The 20,009-nt window shown below is 37.2% G+C and carries 15 protein-coding genes; 2 read left to right on the top strand and 13 right to left on the bottom strand.

All coding sequences use genetic code 11. The annotated features are described in order from the left end of the window. Positions 1–15: 15 nt before the first annotated feature. Positions 16–1,209, bottom strand: coding sequence for an aspartate aminotransferase family protein (locus ACUTSE_RS13800; RefSeq protein WP_445640650.1), 1,194 nt, complete (start codon positions 1,207–1,209; stop codon positions 16–18). A gap of 1 nt (position 1,210) precedes the next feature. Then, complete coding sequence (locus ACUTSE_RS13795) at positions 1,211–2,860, bottom strand: OstA-like protein (protein WP_445640649.1); 1,650 nt, start codon at positions 2,858–2,860, stop codon at positions 1,211–1,213. Positions 2,861–4,264: 1,404 nt separating this feature from the next. Here ACUTSE_RS13795 and ACUTSE_RS13790 point away from each other — a divergent pair. Further along, positions 4,265–5,575 carry a T6SS phospholipase effector Tle1-like catalytic domain-containing protein gene (locus ACUTSE_RS13790; RefSeq protein WP_445640648.1) on the top strand — a complete coding sequence of 437 codons (1,311 nt, stop codon included), beginning with the start codon at positions 4,265–4,267 and terminating at the stop codon, positions 5,573–5,575. 805 nt (positions 5,576–6,380) lie between these two features. Further along, positions 6,381–7,694 carry a phospholipase effector Tle1 domain-containing protein gene (locus ACUTSE_RS13785; RefSeq protein ID WP_445640647.1) on the top strand — a complete coding sequence of 438 codons (1,314 nt, stop codon included), beginning with the start codon at positions 6,381–6,383 and terminating at the stop codon, positions 7,692–7,694. Positions 7,695–7,797: 103 nt separating this feature from the next. Here the strand turns inward: ACUTSE_RS13785 and ACUTSE_RS13780 are convergent, their stop codons facing one another. The 11 genes from ACUTSE_RS13780 to ACUTSE_RS13730 form a co-directional block, all read right to left on the bottom strand. Beyond that, on the bottom strand, positions 7,798–9,069 hold the full coding sequence (locus ACUTSE_RS13780) for an adenylosuccinate synthase (protein ID WP_002991825.1): 1,272 nt from the start codon (positions 9,067–9,069) through the stop codon (positions 7,798–7,800). A gap of 34 nt (positions 9,070–9,103) precedes the next feature. Continuing rightward, positions 9,104–9,562 (bottom strand): Fur family transcriptional regulator, encoded by a 459-nt coding sequence (locus ACUTSE_RS13775; RefSeq protein WP_002991826.1) that lies wholly within the window; start codon positions 9,560–9,562, stop codon positions 9,104–9,106. 101 nt (positions 9,563–9,663) lie between these two features. After that, positions 9,664–11,880 (bottom strand): RelA/SpoT family protein, encoded by a 2,217-nt coding sequence (locus tag ACUTSE_RS13770; RefSeq protein ID WP_445640646.1) that lies wholly within the window; start codon positions 11,878–11,880, stop codon positions 9,664–9,666. 135 nt (positions 11,881–12,015) lie between these two features. Continuing rightward, positions 12,016–12,660: a hypothetical protein gene (locus tag ACUTSE_RS13765; RefSeq protein ID WP_002991829.1), complete on the bottom strand. Its 645-nt coding sequence runs from the start codon at positions 12,658–12,660 to the stop codon at positions 12,016–12,018. Between the two features lie 204 nt (positions 12,661–12,864). Next, on the bottom strand, positions 12,865–13,662 hold the full coding sequence (locus tag ACUTSE_RS13760) for a TrmH family RNA methyltransferase (RefSeq protein WP_445640645.1): 798 nt from the start codon (positions 13,660–13,662) through the stop codon (positions 12,865–12,867). 3 nt (positions 13,663–13,665) lie between these two features. Next, a complete protein-coding gene (locus ACUTSE_RS13755; protein WP_445640644.1) occupies positions 13,666–14,985 on the bottom strand; it encodes a DUF58 domain-containing protein in 1,320 nt (439 codons plus the stop codon). A 12-nt stretch (positions 14,986–14,997) separates the two neighbouring features. Next, positions 14,998–16,008 carry an AAA family ATPase gene (locus ACUTSE_RS13750; RefSeq protein WP_445640643.1) on the bottom strand — a complete coding sequence of 337 codons (1,011 nt, stop codon included), beginning with the start codon at positions 16,006–16,008 and terminating at the stop codon, positions 14,998–15,000. Between the two features lie 6 nt (positions 16,009–16,014). Beyond that, the gene (locus ACUTSE_RS13745) at positions 16,015–17,238 is read right to left on the bottom strand and encodes a DUF4350 domain-containing protein (protein WP_445640642.1); all 1,224 of its coding nucleotides are present in this window, start codon (positions 17,236–17,238) and stop codon (positions 16,015–16,017) included. A gap of 2 nt (positions 17,239–17,240) precedes the next feature. Beyond that, positions 17,241–18,068, bottom strand: a complete 828-nt coding sequence (locus ACUTSE_RS13740) for a DUF4129 domain-containing protein (RefSeq protein ID WP_445640641.1) — start codon at positions 18,066–18,068, stop codon at positions 17,241–17,243. Next, positions 18,061–19,014: a hypothetical protein gene (locus ACUTSE_RS13735; RefSeq protein ID WP_445640640.1), complete on the bottom strand. Its 954-nt coding sequence runs from the start codon at positions 19,012–19,014 to the stop codon at positions 18,061–18,063. The genes ACUTSE_RS13740 and ACUTSE_RS13735 overlap by 8 nt, the downstream gene beginning before the upstream one ends. Positions 19,015–19,023: 9 nt before the next feature. Next, the gene (locus tag ACUTSE_RS13730; RefSeq protein WP_353102257.1) at positions 19,024–19,989 is read right to left on the bottom strand and encodes a stage II sporulation protein M; all 966 of its coding nucleotides are present in this window, start codon (positions 19,987–19,989) and stop codon (positions 19,024–19,026) included. Positions 19,990–20,009 lie beyond the last annotated feature (20 nt).

The following is a 20,009-nucleotide window of genomic DNA, read 5'->3' as shown; positions in this document are numbered from 1 at the left end:
CGTTAATGAAAAAGGTTATAAGCCTAACTCTTCTTGAACTTCATTTAAAGCCTCTATAATCATTGCACAACCCACTGTAATTTCCTCTTCGCTAACGGTTAACGGAGGGGTGATGCGAATTGCTTTTCCTTCGAATAGAAGCCAAAACAAAATTAAACCTTTTTCTTGACATTTTAAGATAACGCGGTTAGTAATATCACTACTAAGCGTCATAGGAGCAATCATTAATCCTCTTCCTCTGATTTCTGTAATCAAAGGGTGGACAAGTAATTGTCTGAATAGTTTTTCTTTTTCTAAGGCTTGTTCCATTAGATCTGTTTCTACTAGCTCTTTTAGCGTAGCTAAACTTGCAGCAGCAATAACGGGATGTCCTCCAAAGGTTGTAATATGCCCAAATTTTGGGTTGTCATATAATAAATCCATGTGAGCATCACTAGCAGTGAACGCACCACAAGGCATTCCACCTGCCATTCCTTTTCCCATTACGATAACATCTGGTACAACGTCGTAATTTTGGAAGCCAAATAAGGTTCCTGTACGCCCAAATCCAGGTTGAATCTCATCCACGATCATCAAAGCGCCAACTTCATCACAACGTTTTCTTACTTTCGTTAAGAAGCCATCAAAAGGCTCTACAAATCCAGCTCCTCCTTGAATGGTTTCTAAGATAATCCCCGCTGTACGTGTTGTGATTTTTTCTAAATCTTCTACACTGTTAAAGTGGATGAAATCTACATCTGGAAGTAGGGGACGAAAAGCGCGCTTGCGGTCTTCAAATCCCATGACACTCATGGAACCCATTGTATTTCCATGGTAAGCGTTGAAACACGAAATCAACTGACTTCTTCCTGTAACGCGTTTAGCTAATTTCAAAGCTCCTTCTGTTGCTTCAGTTCCTGAGTTTACTAAATAGGTTTTATTCAGCGGTGCAGGAATATTTTCGGCTAAAATCTTACAGAATTCTACAGCTGGATCTTGGATATACTCTCCATATACCATCACATGTGAATACTTGTCTAGCTGATCTTTAATAGCGTTGTTTACCTTCGGGTGTTGATGCCCTAGGGTACAAGCAGAAACTCCTGCTACGAAGTCTAAATATGCCTTTCCGTTTTTATCGTATATATAAGATCCTTTTGCGTGGGAAATCTCCATCGCTAGGGGATTGGGTGAAGTCTGTGCTTGGTATTTAAAAAAATCTTCTTTCATTTTATTTAGAGGTTTTTTTCTCTTTTGTCTGTTGAGGCTCAGCCTCTGGATTTAAAGTTTCCTTTTGAATCTCGATCGGTTCTTCTGCCTCTTTTTGTTTTTGTTCTCGTTCTTCTTTTTTATCGGCTTCCTCCTGAATTTCTTCATCGCTGAAAATCTCCGCTAAGGAATTGATTTTTTCATCTCCCCGCCAGAGGAAATCTTTTAGAAATCGTGCATTTTGGGGTAACATCTCATCGGGATAGAGTTCACTTTCAGGCGAAACAAATAGGGTGACTGTACTAATTTCATTGTCACTAAAGCCTACGTTGATGTGGCTACAAATTCCTTTGTCTATACCGATAAATTCGTTTTTCTCATTGTACGCATAGTAAATCATCTCCGCATTTTTAACCAAGTCTAATTCACTAAGCTTGTTATCTCTAAATTTACCGTAAAGGTTAACTCCTTTGACTTGATTATATCCCGTACCAATGGTGTCCTTTTCAATGATAAACGCATTGTTGAGCACTTTGAGGGAATCCATTTGGTTCGTCTGTAAATCGTTGATTAAATGCATCACATCACCTGTAACTTGGCTATCGCCATTCCACAAAACAGGACGTCCAATTAGTTGGGTTAATCCCAATCGCTCACTTGAATGAATGGAATCAGCTTTTCCACTCATACTATCTCGAAAGATTCGAGCATCGTGATACCCGCGGATAATTCGATCTTTCTCAGGTCCCGTCAATACAATGCGCTTGGCGTGAAACCAAACCGAATCTCCTTCTTCTGTCAGCATACTGACCAACGCTTTTTGCGTCACAAACATCGAGTCCTTTAACTTGTAAAGCTCGGCATAGTGTCCCGTTATTCTCGATTTATTAATGGTATCGGTAATGCGTACGTGATTGGTAGCAGAAGCAAATTCGTTGAGCTTGTTATAGTAGATGGAATCACCTTCTATTTTCCGCTGATCATACCAGATATAGGAGTTCTTGACCATTTTACCCAAGTCGTGCTTGACGTCGTAATAGCCATTTTCAGTATAGATATAATCGTCTTTATTTGTAATGGTTGATGGGCCAAATACATACGCATGCTCAGGAACTTCGTAGAAGTCCAAGTGATTGGATTTGACAATGGTTCCTTGTGTGGTAGTAATGGTAACTGCCGTAAAGAATTGAAATTTCTTTTCGGACATCAAGTATTTTCCTGATTTACTTTTTAAGACATTGCCTTTGTTTACAATAGTTCCTGGTGTATTATAGTAAATCAAGTTCTCATTGCGGTTGAAACGCAATGTATCAGTTTCTAATGTTGAATCAGGAGAACGTACAATTACATTTCCTTCTGCATAAGCAAATCCATTGATTGCATTGTATTCTGCATATTTACTATCCAGAAATAAGGTATCCCCTTGATTCATCCTTACATCACCCAAAAGTTTGATGTAGTTCTCTTTCTCAAAGTAATAAGCTTTGTTGCAATTGAGTATAATTCCGTTGTGTTCTGCCGTGATATTTCCCCTTAGCAAAGTCGCATCAGGCAATTCCGCTTGATTTCGATCTGATAAATCCGCATGGTGAATGATAATCTTGTTTTTATCTTGACTAAAACTAGGAATGCTAATTAACGTGAATAGGATAAAGAAGTATAATGTTCTCAAGTCTATATTTTTTTCAAATTTAAACAAAATATGCGAAGTTCAATTTGACTTAAGAATAAATTATAGGAATATCAATGGGAGAGGGGGTGATAGGCGGTGAGGGGGGGAAGGTGAGATAGTGAGGTTTGCTCTTTGTGAGGTTTGCTCTTTGTGAGGTTTGTGAGTTTGTAGGTTTATCGATTAAAGAGGATTTGCAAAAAAGCAAAAAGACAATACGCTAAGATAGAGGGTGAGGGGGTGAGGTGGTTAGATGGTGAGATGGTGAGATGGTGAGATGGTGAGAAGATGAGGGGGTAGATGGTGAGAAGGTGAAACAAAGAGCAAACCTCACAAAGCACGAACCTCACAAAGCAACCCATAACCCATAACCCATAATCCCTTAACCTTAACTTCTAATCTCGCAGTGCCTTTGTTCGACATTCCTAGGACTTTCCTTGGAGTATACTAGGGAAATAGCCCCTTTTGTCGAAGGAATGTCGAAAGAATGTCCAAGGAATGCCCAAGGAGTCTCGGAGGAAAGTCCAAGGAAAGCCAAAGGAGAACGGAAGAAACCTTGATGCTGGGTGTGGATGGTGAGAGGGTGAGGGGGTGTGGAGGTGAGATGTAAAATCTCGTAGTGGCAAATGGCAATTTGCCAAATAACCGGATGATTTCCGACAAAGGCGGTGAGAGATGGTGAGGAGGGTAGATGGTGAGGGGGTTAGATGGTGAGGAGGGTAGATGGTGAGAAGTGTCAACAAAGAGCAAACCTCACAAAGAGCAAACCTCACAAAGAGCAAACCTCACAAAGCACGAACCTCACAAAGCACGAACCTCACAAAGCAACCCACAACCCTCATTAATCCATGAATATAATATCCTCATATAGTGTTTTTTGGTATAGAATTTGATTTTGTATCAGTCCTATTGTAGATTAAAAGATCTTAATAGTTTTGATTGAACGTGAGAAAGAGAAGTTTAGCTTGCTAGATATTCTTGTTTTCATAGCGTCTAAAGGACCGTATATGGAGCCGTTAGTTCAATTGAATGATAGAACCACCACCTTAGGTTCTATACGCTAAAAAATCAATTATTTTTTCGAAATACAAAGATATACCCTACCAAAAGAGGGAACGTAGGTGTGTTCTACTGTATGTATAAACAACAGTAGAAGTAGAAGCTAAAAGCATGAAACATGGACACTGCAGGTCGGTTTTTGTTTGATTCTATACACCTTGAACCAAGTGTAGTAGGGATGCTAATAAGTAGTGTATTCACAAGCGAAAATAAGATAGAATTGTACTTTGCGCGATGATGTAATTTACAAGAAGTTAATAGCATCATTAGAGGATCCTGAAATACAATCTTGTTTGTTTTTTATGTGGGTAAACTATGCCCATTTATTAATCTAAAATTTTAAATGAAATGAAAGATGACCAAGTAAGAGCGACAGCTAAAGCTGCTGTATTTTTTGATGGTACTGGCAATAACAGAACCAATTCACGTAGGGATCCTGAAAAATTTGGAGGCCTAACTAATATTAACCGATTATTTGAAGCTTGTGCAGTAGCAGATAGAGTTTACATTGAAGGGATTGGTACTCGAGATGGTTCTGATGATTCAGACTGGGCGAAAGGAACAGGAAATAATCCTCCAGGGAAGAGTGGCTTTTCTTATGACGATAAATTAGAAAAAGCACTAGACTTTCTAAAAGCGTATAAAAGATTACATTCAACGGATAATATTGAGTTAGTCATTTATGGATTTAGTAGAGGAGCTACTTTGGCACGAGATTTTGCCAAACAAGCATTAGCTTCTGGGAATGTTCGCATACGCTTTTTGGGAATCTATGACACCGTGATGTCTCTCATACGAGTCATTGATTCCTACCCAAAGATTCATTTTACGGATGGAGAAATGGAGAAAATTGATCAGATTCTGCATCTCACCGCGATTCAAGAAACACGAAAATATTTTCCATTGACCAGTATCCAAGTTAAGAGTAGAGAAACTAATCGAGTTGCTATTGAAAACTACTATACGTCCAAAGTAAAAGAAATTTTTGTGCCAGGTGCACATGCTGATGTTGGTGGAGGATATTTAGAGAAAGAGGAAGGTGTTTATTTAAATAAAAGATCAGAGAGTTTTGAGACTGCAGACCAAGAGTTGACTTTGATGATCAATAGCATGAAGGATAGTGTTAAATGTAATGAGCAACTGATTTGGAAGGAGCTTTTAAAAGATGTTGTTATTTCTAATGGTACTGAAAGTAGGTTGAGTAGCGGTAGAGGAACAATTAAAGTCGATCTTCCTCTAGTTTATTTTGAAGTCATGGCCTCTTATTCAAATTTCTTTATGAATGAAGCAATCTTTGATGATAGTAATATTGCTTATGATCAGGAGTTAAAAATAGTAAAAGATGATATACTGACGTATATTGAAGCAAATCAAGAAGGAAGTAAGTTGTGTTTTAATTATGCGACTTTTGCTAAATTTACACATATCTCTGCTTTTTATGAAAAGATGATAAATAGTGATGGTACAGTAAATGATTGGTTGAATATTTTTGATCCTGAACAATTAGTAGCAGAAATCGAAAGAGTGAAACATGAGCATCCAAACGAAGATTTTTCGTCATTTAATGAGGATGTTATTACAGAGGCCTTCAACTTAGCTCTTATTAATCCCAATGTACCCAATAATAATCAATGGGCTCGTAATGAGATTTTTGGATAACGATGTCTTAGTGATGTAATTTAGTTAAATTGAAAGCAAAATAAAACAGTCCCATCTCTTAAAAGGTGGGACTGTTCAGTTGTAGTGGAATCCTCTCTAGGTCAGTAATTAGTAGATATAGGAGGAGGCAAAAGATAAGGAGTTTATTGTTTTTTGCAATTCAGAAAGAAGAGGTGCTTTATAGCATGGAAAAATGAGGCTAGACCTTGTTGAACCTGTTCTTTGTTAAAATGGTAGATAAATGATTATTATCTCATCATGCAATGGTTTTTGGTATGAAGTTTGTTTTTGTAACAGTATTAGAGGCGATTAAAAATAGATCTTATTAGTTTTGATTGAACGCGAGAAAAGAGAAGTTTAGTTTGCTAGATATTCTTGTCTTCACTGCGTCAAAAGAACTGTATACCGAATCGCTAGTTCGGTTGAATGATAGAACCATTACTTAGGTTCTATTCCCTAAAAAATCAATTATTTTTTCGAAATGCATGCAAGTACCCTTATGAAAAGAGGGGCAGAGATACTATGGCTGTATGTAATGTGCAAACAGCAGTAGCAGTAGGAATAAAAGCATGGAACAGAAATACTGCAGGTTCGTTCTTGTTTTACCCCTATACGCTTTGGCTATTCTTGAATTAGGGAACAGATAAGTAGTGGATTCACAAACAAAAAAGAGATAGGATTGTACTGCGCAATATGAGGTGGTTTGCAAAAAACGAATCGCTTCATCTGGAGGATCTTATTACAATTTTATTCATTTTGTAGGGGATAAACTACGCCTATTCATTAACCCAAAATTTTAAATTAAATGAAAGATGATCAAGTAAGAACGACAGCTAAAGCAGCTGTGTTTTTTGATGGTACGGGAAATAATAAAACAAATGCCCGAAGAGACCCAGATAAATTTGGTGTGATAACGAATATTACTCGTCTATTTGAGGCTTGTGTGGTTTCAGATAAGCTATATGTAGAAGGTGTTGGCACATTGGATAATGAGGATGATTCTCAATGGGCCAAAGCAACGGGAAACAATCCTATTGGTTATTCGGGGTATGGTTATGATGATAAATTGAGCAAGGGACTTGACTTTTTAGATGCTTTTCGACAAACCGTCCCCAATGGAGAGGTTCATCTCTTTGTGTATGGTTTTAGTAGGGGAGCAGCCTTAGCTCGGGATTTTGCTAAAAGAGCCTTAGCTTATCCAAATGTTCGTATTCGATTCTTAGGAATTTATGATACCGTAGTTTCGCTCTTGCGATTAAGTACTCCAACCCTCCATTTCAATGCTCAAGACATGGAAAGAATCGATCAGATTTTACATTTAACGGCCATTAATGAAGCGCGAAATTATTTCCCCTTAACCAGTATTCAACAGCGAAATAGAGCACAGGGATTAATTGTGATTGAAAATTATTACACACCCAAAGTAAAAGAGGTTTTTGTGCCAGGCGCTCATGCAGACGTAGGTGGAGGATATGCAGAACGATCAGAAAATGTGCTCTTGCGCAAGGGAACAGCTTCCTTTGATACCATAGGAGATGAGCTAACGATAATTAGAAGTACAGTAGTGGATTTTTTTAGTTGTTCATCGTCCCAAGCGATTTGGAGTAACCTTTTAAATGAGTCTGTTGTATTTGAACCCGTTTCTGGTGGATATAATTTGGAATCAAAACGAAACAACGTGAAAGTAGACCTAGCTGTGGTGTATTTTGAAGTGATGGCTGCTTATGCTAACTTTTCTTTACAACAAGACGTTTTTGAGGTTAATTCTACTGTTACAATTGCAGATTTGCAACTATTGAAAGAGGAGCTCTCTACTTACTTACAGACGAATACTCCTCCAAAAGGACCTTGTTATGCCTATGCAAATTATGCTGCATTTACCCATATCTCTTCTAATTATGGAGTCCTCAATCAGATAGATGTACAGTTCAATCAAGAGGTGAATACCTTTAGTCCGGCACTTTTATTTCAGGAAGTTGAAACAATAAGAACCGCTTGTTCTACAGCGGATTTAGAACAATTTAATGAGGGGATTGTCTATCAGTCATTTAGTTTAGCGCCATGGGATATCAATGCGCCTAATAACAAAGAATGGCATCGATACGTGATTTATGGGTAACTTGAAGATAGGGAGGTAAGTTGTAATCGAACCAATGGTGAAGGTATTCTTCACTAGTGCTGTATAAGAAAAAAGTCCCACTTCTCAAGAAGTGGGACTTTTATTATTTTATAATCGTTTGTTTTCTATCTGGACCAACAGAAACAACTTTTACTGGAACATCAAGGTAATTTTCAATGAATTGAATATACGCTTTTAATTCAGTAGGAAGTTGATCGTATGATGTCATTCCTGTTAAGTCTGCATTCCAACCTTTGATTTCTTCGTAGATTGGTTCTACGTTTTCAGGTTCGATATTGTACGGAAGATAGTTGATTGTCTCTCCTTTGTACGTGTACTTTGTACAAACTTTCAATGTTTCGAATCCAGATAAAACGTCTGCTTTCATCATGTAAAGTTCAGTAACACCGTTCACTTCAACTGCATATTTTAATGCAACTAAATCCAACCATCCACATCTTCTTGCACGACCTGTAACAGATCCAAACTCTCTACCAACAGAAGCCATTGTAGCACCTACTTCGTCATGAAGCTCTGTAGGGAATGGTCCACTTCCAACACGTGTAGTATACGCTTTGAAAATACCAAACACTTCTTGTACGCGGTTTGGTGCAATTCCTAAACCAGTACAAGCACCTGCTGCTGTAGTATTTGAAGAAGTTACGAAAGGATATGTTCCGAAGTCAATATCTAATAATGACCCTTGAGCTCCTTCTGCTAAGATTGTTTTTCCTTCTTTCAATGCGCGGTTTAAATATTCCTCGCTATCAATGAAAGTTAACTTTTGTAATTCTTTAACTGCTTGGAAGAATTCTTCTTCTAATTCAGGTAAATTATATTGCATATCCACATCGTGGAATTGAATCATAGATTCATGTTTGTCTGCTAATGTGCGATATCTTTGTTCGAAATCCTCTAATTCAATATCACCAACACGAAGACCGTTTCTACCAGTTTTGTCCATATAAGTAGGACCGATTCCTTTTAATGTAGAACCGATTTTTGCTTTTCCTTTTGCAGCTTCAGAAGCAGCATCAAGTAAACGGTGCGTAGGAAGAATTAAATGCGCTTTTCTAGAGATCAATAAACGATTGACAAAGTCAATTTTGAATTGCTCTAAACCTTCAATTTCTTTCATGAAAACAACAGGGTCAATTACTACACCGTTTCCGATGATGTTGATTGAATCTTTATGAAAAATACCAGAAGGAATTGTACGAAGAACGTGTTTAATTCCGTCAAATTCTAAGGTGTGTCCTGCGTTTGGTCCACCTTGAAAGCGTGCAATAATGTCGTATTTTGAAGTAAGGACATCCACAATTTTCCCCTTACCTTCATCACCCCACTGCAAGCCAAGTAGTAAATCTACTGCCATTCTTTTGTGTTGTTAAAGTTTTAAATTAGTTGTGTTAGGATTCAGACTCTTCTTCATTCGTTTTTCTATTGCCATAGAAATACAACGAGTGATTGTGAATCTCAATATTAAAAATATCTTCTATTGTTTTTTTAATGGTTTGAATACGAGGATCGCAGAATTCAATCACTTCTCCTGTATCAGTTAAAATGATGTGATCGTGCTGTTTGTCAAAATATGACTTCTCGTAATGTGCCTGATTTTGTCCAAATTGATGTCTTCGAACTAAACCACACTCTAATAAAATTTCAATAGTATTGTACAGCGTAGCTCTACTTACTCGATAGTTTTTATTTTTCATTTTGATGTACAAAGACTCGATATCAAAATGCTCTTCACTATCGTAAATTTCTTGTAAAATAGCGTATCGTTCAGGTGTTTTTCGATGACCTCTTTCTTCTAAAAATTTCGTAAAAACGTTTTTTACTATTTCTTGATTATTCTCGCTTCCCATAACTAAATACTAAAATGCAAATATAGTTGTATTTTCTCTTGTGAGAAAATTAATTGATTGATTATCTTTTTTTAAATTAAAGACAGGCGTATTGGCTGTGTTTAATTGGTATTCACTCGAGTGACTTTATCCACTCCTTCGATTTTCTTGATATTGGCGATCATTTTCTTCAAAATATCGTTGTTTGGAACGATTACGGTAATCGATCCTTTAAATAACCCTGCATTTTCACTCAAGGCGATACTTCGAATATTTACGGCTTTACTCTCCATAATAATCTTGGTGATCTCGGTGGTTAAACCGGCAGAGTCTAGTCCCGTAATATTAATCGTTGCCTCAAAGTTCAACGAAGTAGAAGAAGCAACCCAATGTGCCTGCATGATACGGTACGCGTAGTTTGAACGCATACTCAGTGCATTAGGACAATCGGTTTTGTGTACTTTTATTCCTTCGTTAATCGTTACAAATCCAAAAACATCATCTCCAGGTATCGGATTACAACACGTGGCTAATTTATAATCTAACTTTTCTTTGTCTTTTCCGAAAACGAGTAAATCTAATGATTTTTTATCTTCTGATTCCTGAATTATTGGAGCAGAAGGAGTTCGTTTGATGCTTTTCTTGAAAAAGTTGAACAACGTATTGTTGCGTTTCGATGCGTATTCCTTCAACTGAGCATTGTCAATTAAACCAGCACCAACGCGATAAAATAAATCTTGACTGGTTTTGAGTTTGAAATGGTTAACCATTTCATTGACTGTTGTTTCGTCCAGATTGATTTTTAAATGTTTCAGTTTACGTTGCAATTGCTCTTTTCCTTCATCAGCAATCTTCTTCGTATTCTCGTTTAATGAGCTCTTGATTTTATTTCGAGCTCTACTGGTCGTAACATAATCTAACCAGTTGACATTCGGTTTTTTATTTTCGGATGTGATAATTTCTACTTGATCCCCACTAGATAAGATGTGATTCAAAGGTACCAATCGACCGTTTACACGAGTACCTCTTGTTTTTAAACCAATCTCCGAGTGAATAGCAAAGGCAAAATCAAGTGCAGTAGCTCCTTTGGGAAGGGATTTAATCTCTCCTTTAGGTGTAAAGACGTAAATCTCTTTGGCGTAAAGACTTAGTTTAAAGTCTTCCACAAAATCTACGGCATTAGTCTCTGCATTTTCAAGCGCTTCCTTCAATTGGTTCAACCAAAGGTCTAAGCTATTTTCTTCCGTAACGCCTTGTTTGTATTTATAATGCGCAGCATATCCTTGCTCGGCAATTTCATCCATGCGCTCGCTTCGGATTTGTATTTCAACCCAACGTCCTTTAGGGCCCATTACAGTAATGTGCAAGGCTTCATATCCCGTAGATTTAGGAGAGGAAATCCAATCTCTTAAACGACTCGGGCTAGGGCGGAAGTGGTCCGTTACAATTGAATAAATCTTCCAAGCGATGAACTTCTCTTCGTGTGGGGTTGATTTATAAATGATGCGCAAGGCAAATTTGTCGTATACTTCGTCAAAGGTTACATTCTGTGCCTTCATCTTGCGTCGAATCGAATAAATCGATTTCGGACGACCTTTCATCGAATATTGGATATGCTCTTCATCTAAGGATTGTTTCAAGATGTCCGAAACGGATTTGATATAAGCTTCTTGCTCTTCTTTCGTTTCTTTCATTTTGTGGACAATGTCTTTATACACTTCGGGTTCTGTGTATTTCAGACCAAGATCCTCTAACTTGGTTTTGATGTTGAACAAGCCTAAGCGATGGGCGAGTGGGGCATAGATATACAAGGTTTCTGAAGCAATTTTAGCTTGCTTGTAATCCACCATGCTTTCCATGGTTTGCATGTTGTGCAAACGGTCGGCAATTTTAATCAGAATTACGCGTACGTCATCATTTAGCGTAAGTAACATTTTGCGGTAGTTCTCCGCTTGCATCGAAATGTGAGAATCCGGCTCTAATAGAGCCATCTTCGTTAATCCTTCAACAATCTGCGCTATTTTAGGATTGAACCACTCTTCAATTTGCTTTACGGTGATATCCGTATCCTCAACGACGTCGTGCATTAAAGCTGCCGCAATGGAGGTTGCACCTAATCCAATTTCAGAAGCGACGATTTTTGCAACGGCAATGGGGTGAAAAATATAAGCTTCTCCCGATTTTCTACGTTGATCTTTATGGGCATCAACGGCCACGTCAAACGCCTTTCTAATTAATTTTTTATCTGCATCAGATAAAGTTTGATAACTGATTTTCAGTAACTCTTTATATTCTTTTGCTATTGCCTTATTTTCTAATTCAATTTCTGCTTCTGTCATACTACTATTGATCGATAAAGATATACTAAATGTAAGAAAAAAAGCCTGTATATGCAAGTAGGGGTGTATCGCAATACACCCCTACTGTTGTTTTTTTTCTGTGGCTACTCAAATCGCCAATTTATCTTTTTTACTTTAGAATACAAAGAATACCCCGCCGTTGATTTGAACGTTACTTCCAGGTCCTCCACTCAAGTTCTTTTTACCTAGAACTTCAAAGTTTAACCCAAAGCGATTGATGAATAAATCACGGTTGTATTGTCCAACGCTAAATAATCCAGTATCTGATAACCAAATATTTAAACCTCCACCGAAGTTAAACATCGCTTTGTCATCTTTGTTGAATTTAGTATAGCCTAATCCTGTTTCAATGTAAGGATCAACAATTGGAATATTAAATAAACCTCCCAAGCTATAGATCATGGTTGCGTCTACTGCAAATACGTTAAATTTATCATGCGCCACTCTACCATTCACTAAATCTTCCGCTTTGACTTCACTAGATAGTACACCTAGTTTAAAACTAACGTTTTTACCTGCATAATATTCTACGGATAACTTAGGTAAAGAGGCCGCTTTTAATTCGTCAAAATTTGTGGGATCATCCCAATCAAAATTATTGTTCAGCATACTCATTTGAAGATTGACTTTCCACGGATAATTATAGTGCAAGCGTTCTTCGTAATTGTATTTCGGCTTAAATTGAGCCATTGCTGCAGTAGTAAAAGAAAGAAGTATAGTAAGGGTGAATAGGTTAAAGAATCTGTTGCTTCTTTTCATAGCGCTTTGTCTGTTTAAGTTTTTTGTTAAGGAAAAATTAATAAAAATCAAATATAAATAAAATAAGCAAGCTGTAACGCGAGATTAACATTTTAATTATTCTAATAAAACGTTCGCTAGTGCGTATTATTGTTGAATATATTGTGATTTTTTTCCTAGTTTATTCGGACTGAAATCATTAGAGTCTATGCGGGTTTATTTGCATTACTTAAAATCGCGTTGTCTTTTTGCTTCAAACAGTAGAATAGAGGCTGCAACAGATACATTCATAGAATCAATGGTACCACTCATAGGTATGATGATATTCTGTGTACTGCTTGCTCGCCACGGTTCTGTTAAGCCAGTTGCTTCAGTTCCAACTACAAAAGCCGTGGGTGTGGTGTAGTCTTGGGTGTGGTAGCTGCACGAGTTTTGTAACGTAGCTGCATACGTGTGAATGCCGCGATCTTTTAAAAAGGCAATGGCTTCTTCTGTGGTCGCTACGGCAATTTGGTTGGTAAATAAACAACCAACACTCGAGCGGATAATATTGGGATTGTATAAATCTGTTCGCGGGTTAGCGATGATGACAGCATCAATATTAGCTGCATCAGCGGTGCGTAGCATCGCGCCAATATTTCCTGGTTTTTCTGTAGCTTCTGCTACGAGGATAATTGGGTTTTCGGGTAATTGCAATTGGTCTAAAGCATGTGTTTTTGGCTGTGCTAAAGCCAATACACCTTCCGTAGAATCGCGATACGCTAATTTTTGATAGACGTCTCTGGAAATTTCAATACACGTTGTCTGGGCTCCAATAAAAGGTTGCACTTGTTCAAAAGGCAAGATGTCTGGGCAAAACAACAAGGTGTTCAATTGATAGGCACCTGCTTGTGCCAGTTCAAGCTCGCGTAAGCCTTCAATGATAAATAAACCTTCTTTTTTGCGCGCTCTTGCTTTATCTTGTAATTGAAGAATCGTCTTTATTAGGGGGTTTTGTGTGCTTTCTATTTTTTTTGTAATCATAGTTTAGAAACCTTTTGCCTTGATTTTGAGGTACATATTAATCGTTTCAATAGATAGGTTTTGAGGAGTTGTCAGAATACTTTGTATTCCGTATTTCGTCAATTCATTGGCGATTAAACGCTTTTCAAAGTTAAATTTTTCTGCAATAATTTTGTCTATTATTTCATCTGTATTTTTAGCCTTCTTTTCCGTTAGGGCTTTAAGCTCTGTATTCTCAAAAAAGATCACGACTACCAGATGGCTTTTCGCTAAGGCACGCAAATAAGGCAATTGGCGATGTAAACTAGACAGTGATTCGAAATTGGTGTAGAGTAACAATAAACTACGGTGCGTAATGGATTGTTTTACTGCACTATACAAATGACCAAAATCACTTTCGCTAAAATTAGTTTCCAAGTTGTATAAATTGGAAATGATTTTTTGTAAGTGCGTTCGCTTGTTGGAAGCGGCAACCCTATTTTCTACCTTTTTAGAAAAAGAAAGCATGCCGACGCGATCATTTTTTTTCAATACTACATTCGCAATAGCAAGGGTAGAGTTGATGGCGTAGTTGAGTAAACTCATTCCTTCAAAGGGCATTTGCATCAAACGTCCTTTATCAATAATCGCATAGACCGTTTCCGTATTCTCATCAAGAAACTGATTGACCATTAGATCGTTTTTCTTCGCTGTTGCTTTCCAGTTAATGGTGCGAATATCATCTCCGGAAACATACTCTTTAATCTGTTCAAATTCAGTGGTATTTCCGATTTTGCGTAGCTTTTTTAACCCAAAGGCATATTTATTCTTGGCAAAAGCAATCAAGTCGTATTTCCTCATCTGAATAAAAGAAGGATAACACGGAAGCATCTGACCTGCTGAAAAGATATAGCGTTTGGATACCAATTGTAGGGGAGAACGCACATATATGTTGAGTCTTCCAAAGTGATATTCCCCTCTAAATTTAGGAGATAAGGTATAGGTTAAACGCTTGGTTTGCTCTGGTTGTAATTCTTCCTCGAGGAGGAAGTTGCGTTCTTGAAACTGGAATGGAATCTCATCAATGATTTCGCAATGAATCGCAAAAGAATAGTGATTCGATACTTGGATATCAATGGGATTGTCGTCTCCATTTGATAATTTTTCTGGTAAAAAACGTTGTGCAACTACTTTGTTTTTCCCTCGAAATAGAACAAAATAGTCAGTAAAAAGAAGAATAAACCCCACGGCTACAAGTCCCCATGTTATGAAATACAAAACAGGGAATAGAAAAGCTAGGATAAACAGTACAAAGATGATACCGAATCCGTAGTAAACACGTGGAAGTAGAAAAAGATGTTTCATTATACGCTTCTTTTATCTTGGAATATCGATGGTTTCTACAATTTGTTGAATAATATCTTTGGCTGTAATTCCTTCCATTTCGCGTTCTGGCGCTACAATAACGCGGTGTGTTAATACAGGATAAGCTGCTTCTTTAATATCTTCTGGTGTAACGAAATCGCGATTATTTAAAGCGGCATAACCTTTTGCTGCATTTAAAATAGCGATAGAAGCACGAGGAGACGCCCCTAAATACAACATCGGATTTGTACGCGTTTGGTGTACAATTTTAGCAATGTATTCCATTACTTTTTCCTCAACAACAATTTGTTTGACCAACTGCTGAAAAGCGATAATTTCTTCTGGTGATACTACCTTTTCAATTTGGGTTACTTTTTGTTGACCTAAAAAGGCGTGTTCTTTCACTAAGATATTGATTTCCTCTTCTAAGCTAGGGTATTCTACATCGATTTTGAATAAGAAACGATCCAACTGCGCCTCTGGCAAACGGTAGGTACCTTCTTGTTCAATTGGGTTTTGTGTTGCAATAACCAAGAAAGGCTGATCCATTTGAAACTGTAAGTTATCAATGGTAATTTGTCTTTCTTCCATTACTTCAAATAAAGCTGCTTGTGTTTTAGCTGGTGCGCGATTGATTTCGTCAATCAACACCAAATTAGCAAATATAGGTCCCTTCTTGAAGTCAAAAGCAGACGTTTGCATATTGAATACAGAAGTTCCCAAAATATCAGAAGGCATTAAATCCGGAGTGAATTGAATACGGCTATATGTGGTATCAATCGTTTGGGATAAAACCTTTGCAGTTAATGTTTTGGCTACACCAGGTACTCCCTCTAAAAGAATATGCCCATTAGCCAGTAACGCGACAAGCAACCGGTCAATCGTTTTGTGTTGTCCAACGATAACCTTGCTTATTTCGCGTTTAATTGCTGTGACTTTTTCTGTCAATGGCCCTAAATCTAAACGCGATTCAAACGCTAGATTGTCCGGTTGTGCTGTGGTAGGTTCTGTTGTATGTTCCATAGTATTTTAGTCTAATATTTTTTTGGTTACTTGATGTAATCGAACCAGATCTTCTTGTGTTGCCAAAAAGCTAGTCTTTTTGAATTCATTGACTAGGTTGACAAAAGCAAGAATATCGGCTTTGTTTTTGTTGGTTTTCAATTGGTAATGATGTACAAATTTTTCATCTAATACCGCTGTATCAATATAGTACACTCGCCTGATTTTCTCTAAGGAATAAATGATGCTTTTGTGTATTAAATCATTGTAATCTTTGGATTGAATATACAAATTCGAAACGGTTTTGGTAAATTCTATCGTTGTGTTTTTCACTGGCGGAATAATCGGAATAATACGTTGTCTTCGTTTGGCTGTAAATAAAGTAAAGACTAGTAATCCCAACAAGAAGAAATACCATGCCCATTTTAAGGCGACATTACCAAAGATAAAACGCAGCAAAGAGCTGCTCTCTTCGGGTGTGTCGAGTGTGCCTAAGGACTTGACATAAAGATAATGGTTTTGACTCTCCGGTAAATATGAGAATACACTTTCAACATATAAGTGGTTGTTGCTTTCTACTAAATAGAAATTGGTAAAGATAATAGGAGAGGTGCCTAAAATTAATTGACCTTTTCCTTGTTTTACCCGTACTAAATCCACTTGTTTAGTTGCTCCATTGACTGTTTTATATCCCAAAACTTCAACATTGCTCTTTGTGCTGTCTAGGATTTGTAAATTGACATTATAGTAGTCATTTTTGATTCGAAACCTTTGCTTCGTTAGGTGTTCGTTGGTAAGTTCTAAAACAGTATTCGGTTCCGTGTCGTTTATGTCATTGTATGCTGTTTCTTCTTTAGAAAGTCCAAAGGCTTCTAAAAAGGCGATATTAGGGTTGGAATAGAGAACAAGTGCTGTATTTCCTGCTTCTATATACGCTTTGAGATAATCAGCCGTATATTGATCTAAATCAATCCCAGCGGAGCCAATTACAATTAATGTACTAGGGGAAAGCGTGTCATAGTCTTCATATTCTAAAAATTCGTAAATAGAAGAGTTAAAACGCGTCAAAGAATCGGTTTTTAGTAAGGCATCAATTTCTTGGTCAAGAATATATAAACCATAGGGATTCTTGTCCCTATTGTTAAAGGATTCATTCCAATTAATTGGCTTCTGCTTTCCACTTTCATAAATGAAAACAAAGGTGACTAAAACCAATAGGGCAATGCCAAACTTTTTTAAAGAGCTGCTCATCGTTACTTGGTTTTAAGTTTGATATCGAAAGAGTTTTTCGCTTTGATGAAATCTTCCGACGTTAATTCATATTCTCCATACCAGATGTTGTTATAGAGATAGGAGAGGTAAGTGAATTCTTCTCTTTCGCTTACTTCTTTTAATTCATAACTATAATCCGCATTGGTCTTTTCAGGGGCCCAAGTGATTTTTCCTTGTTCTTGAAGGCGTTGTAATAGCCACAGATAGTATAGGCGAATGGCTAGACGATAATGCTGTTGTTCCAGGGCATCTGCAACCAAAAGCTCAAAATTTGTCGTTTTGAAGTCTTCGGTGGTAATATGCTCCAAGGCACTGATTTTTTTCCCTTTCTTTTTTATGATCCAGTAGATATCCTTTTGGATAAACGCTTTCACCAAGTAATAGACTACAAGTCCAAAAATAAGAAAGCCTAGCACACGCAAAATAACCACGTAATAGTAATTGTTGAGTTCCGTTCCAACCTTTTGAACGAAGTTGCGGTAATACCACTCTCGAATCGCTTGTTTGATTCGCTTAAATAAACCTTCTTTTTTCTCTACTTTTACATAGGTGAATTCTTGTTTTCCCTTGTATTTATCTTTGTATTTCGCACTGAATTTCTTGTTGTAGACTTCGCTGCTCTTATCTTGTAAAAGATAAAGCGAATCCGTTGCCACTACCTTTTTAGGTATAGTGGCAGGTGAGATTACTGCTACTTCCGTTGGACAGTCTTCACAGTCCTCTTCTTCTGTAGTTTGCGCTTGAATAGGGGCAATACAACAGAAAAGCAGTAAAATCGTTACAAGAAAAGTCGTCGAGTGTTTATTCATTGTTTGAACCAATACTGTCAATTTTACTTTTGGTAAAGAAATTTTCTTCTTTTTCTCTTTCACTATAGTAGATAATTCCCTGGTTGATAAACATAATGTTTTGCGCCAAGGTAGCCAATAAAATGTAGATAAAATAGACCAATACAATCCCCCAAGTAAGGACTGCACTAAAAGATTGGTCTTCTATGTTTAGTGTGTCAAAAAATGCACTACCACCAAGAGTAAATAGTTGAATAATTAGCGATGGAATAAAGGTTATCAACGAGGTAATGATGTAAAACACGAAGGTATTACCAATAATGGACCAGTAGTTGTTGCGTACGTATTTGAAGGCATTACCATAAGCTGTGAAGAATCCGGTATTTTTAATTAGGTACTCATAGATTGCAAGCGTAAAAACAGCGTAAAAAGTAGGAATCATTAAGAGTAAGATCGGAATTCCAATTAACAAAAATATCAAAAGAACAGAAATGGAGAATAGAATCATGGCTAAAGGCATCATGATAAAGGTAGTTCCTAAAAAGAAGACGATAATTGCGCCTAATTTCCCTTTGATTTGTTTGCCAATTTGATTTTGATCTGCGGGTTGTGCTTCCGTAGCATCTCCTAAGTTTTTTAAGTAGAATACGGGATATGTATAGCAGACGATTCCCATGATTAGTCCCACAACGAATACACCGACAATAGCAAGGATACTTACCCCTAAATGGTCGTCAAAAACCGCTCTAAAAAAAGCTTCATCATTCAAGCCTGCTGGGCGTAATGCTGTTGTTGCAGAAGAAATGCCTATATCAGCCAGTAAATAGATGAATACAAGGGCTAAAAACAGGGGAATTCCGCAGAGTTTTAAAAAGTGTTTGAAATAGTTTTTTCCTTCTAAGCGAAAGAAGGTGAAGGTGTCACTGACAAGCGCGCTAAAGTCGCGTTTTTGAAATAATAAAAACATAGCAATTGTTTATATGTGGTTTAGTTTTTTTACTAATCGTTTAGGATAAAGGAAGAAATAGAAAAAGATAAGGCTAAACGTACTCAAGATGATGGCATAATTGAGCACATCCGGCATTGTTTTCGCATAACGGGTAATATATCCTTCAATGAATCCTGCTAAAATGGTAAAAGGGATGGTGGCAATAAAGATGGTTAAAGCATCTTTGAATCCCAGTTTAAGTGAATTGACACGCGATAAGGTTTTAGGGAAGAGTAAACTTGCTCCTAAGACAAACCCTGCAAAAGCCTCAATGATCATAGCGGTTATTTCTATCGCTCCGTGTAACCAAATACCGCGTACACTCTCCATAAATGCATTTTCATTGACGAAGAGGTATTGGAAGGTTCCCAACATGATGCCGTTATAGAAAAGAAAGAGTAGGGTACCCAATCCTGCACTTAATCCAAAGAGAAAGAAACGCAAACCAACGTAGAGGTTATTGGCTGTAATGCCTATAAAACTACCCCAATTACTTCCCGATTGATAAACCGCCATAGCATCATCGTTTTTAATATTGGTGATGGTGGAGTTGACATAGTAATCACCGAGTACATTTCGCGTAAAACTAGGGTCGTAATGGGTTGAAATAACGCCAATTGCAACGAATACCACAAAGACAATTAAAGTGAAGTTTAATTTGCGTCGGTGTTTATATACTGCTAAGGGAACATCGTATAAAAAGAAGCGTTTAATTCTATTTTCTTCAATTCGTTTTGTTTTGTATATTTTTTGGTAAGTTTGTATCGCCAAACTGTTTAAATATTGTGTAATTTTACTATTGGGATAAAAAGTTTTGGCATATGCTAAATCGTTCATGATCTGCATATACATGGATGCAAGATAGTCTGGTTTTTGCGTTTGCAAGGAATAGAGGGCCTTTTCATAGGAAAGCCAGTGTTCTTTATTTTTTTTAATAAACGCGACTTCTCTCATGCTGTGATTGATTAAAAGTA

Source organism: Myroides sp. TSA_177.3 (genome assembly GCF_052691955.1).
This window is presented reverse-complemented; position numbering and strand designations above follow the sequence as displayed.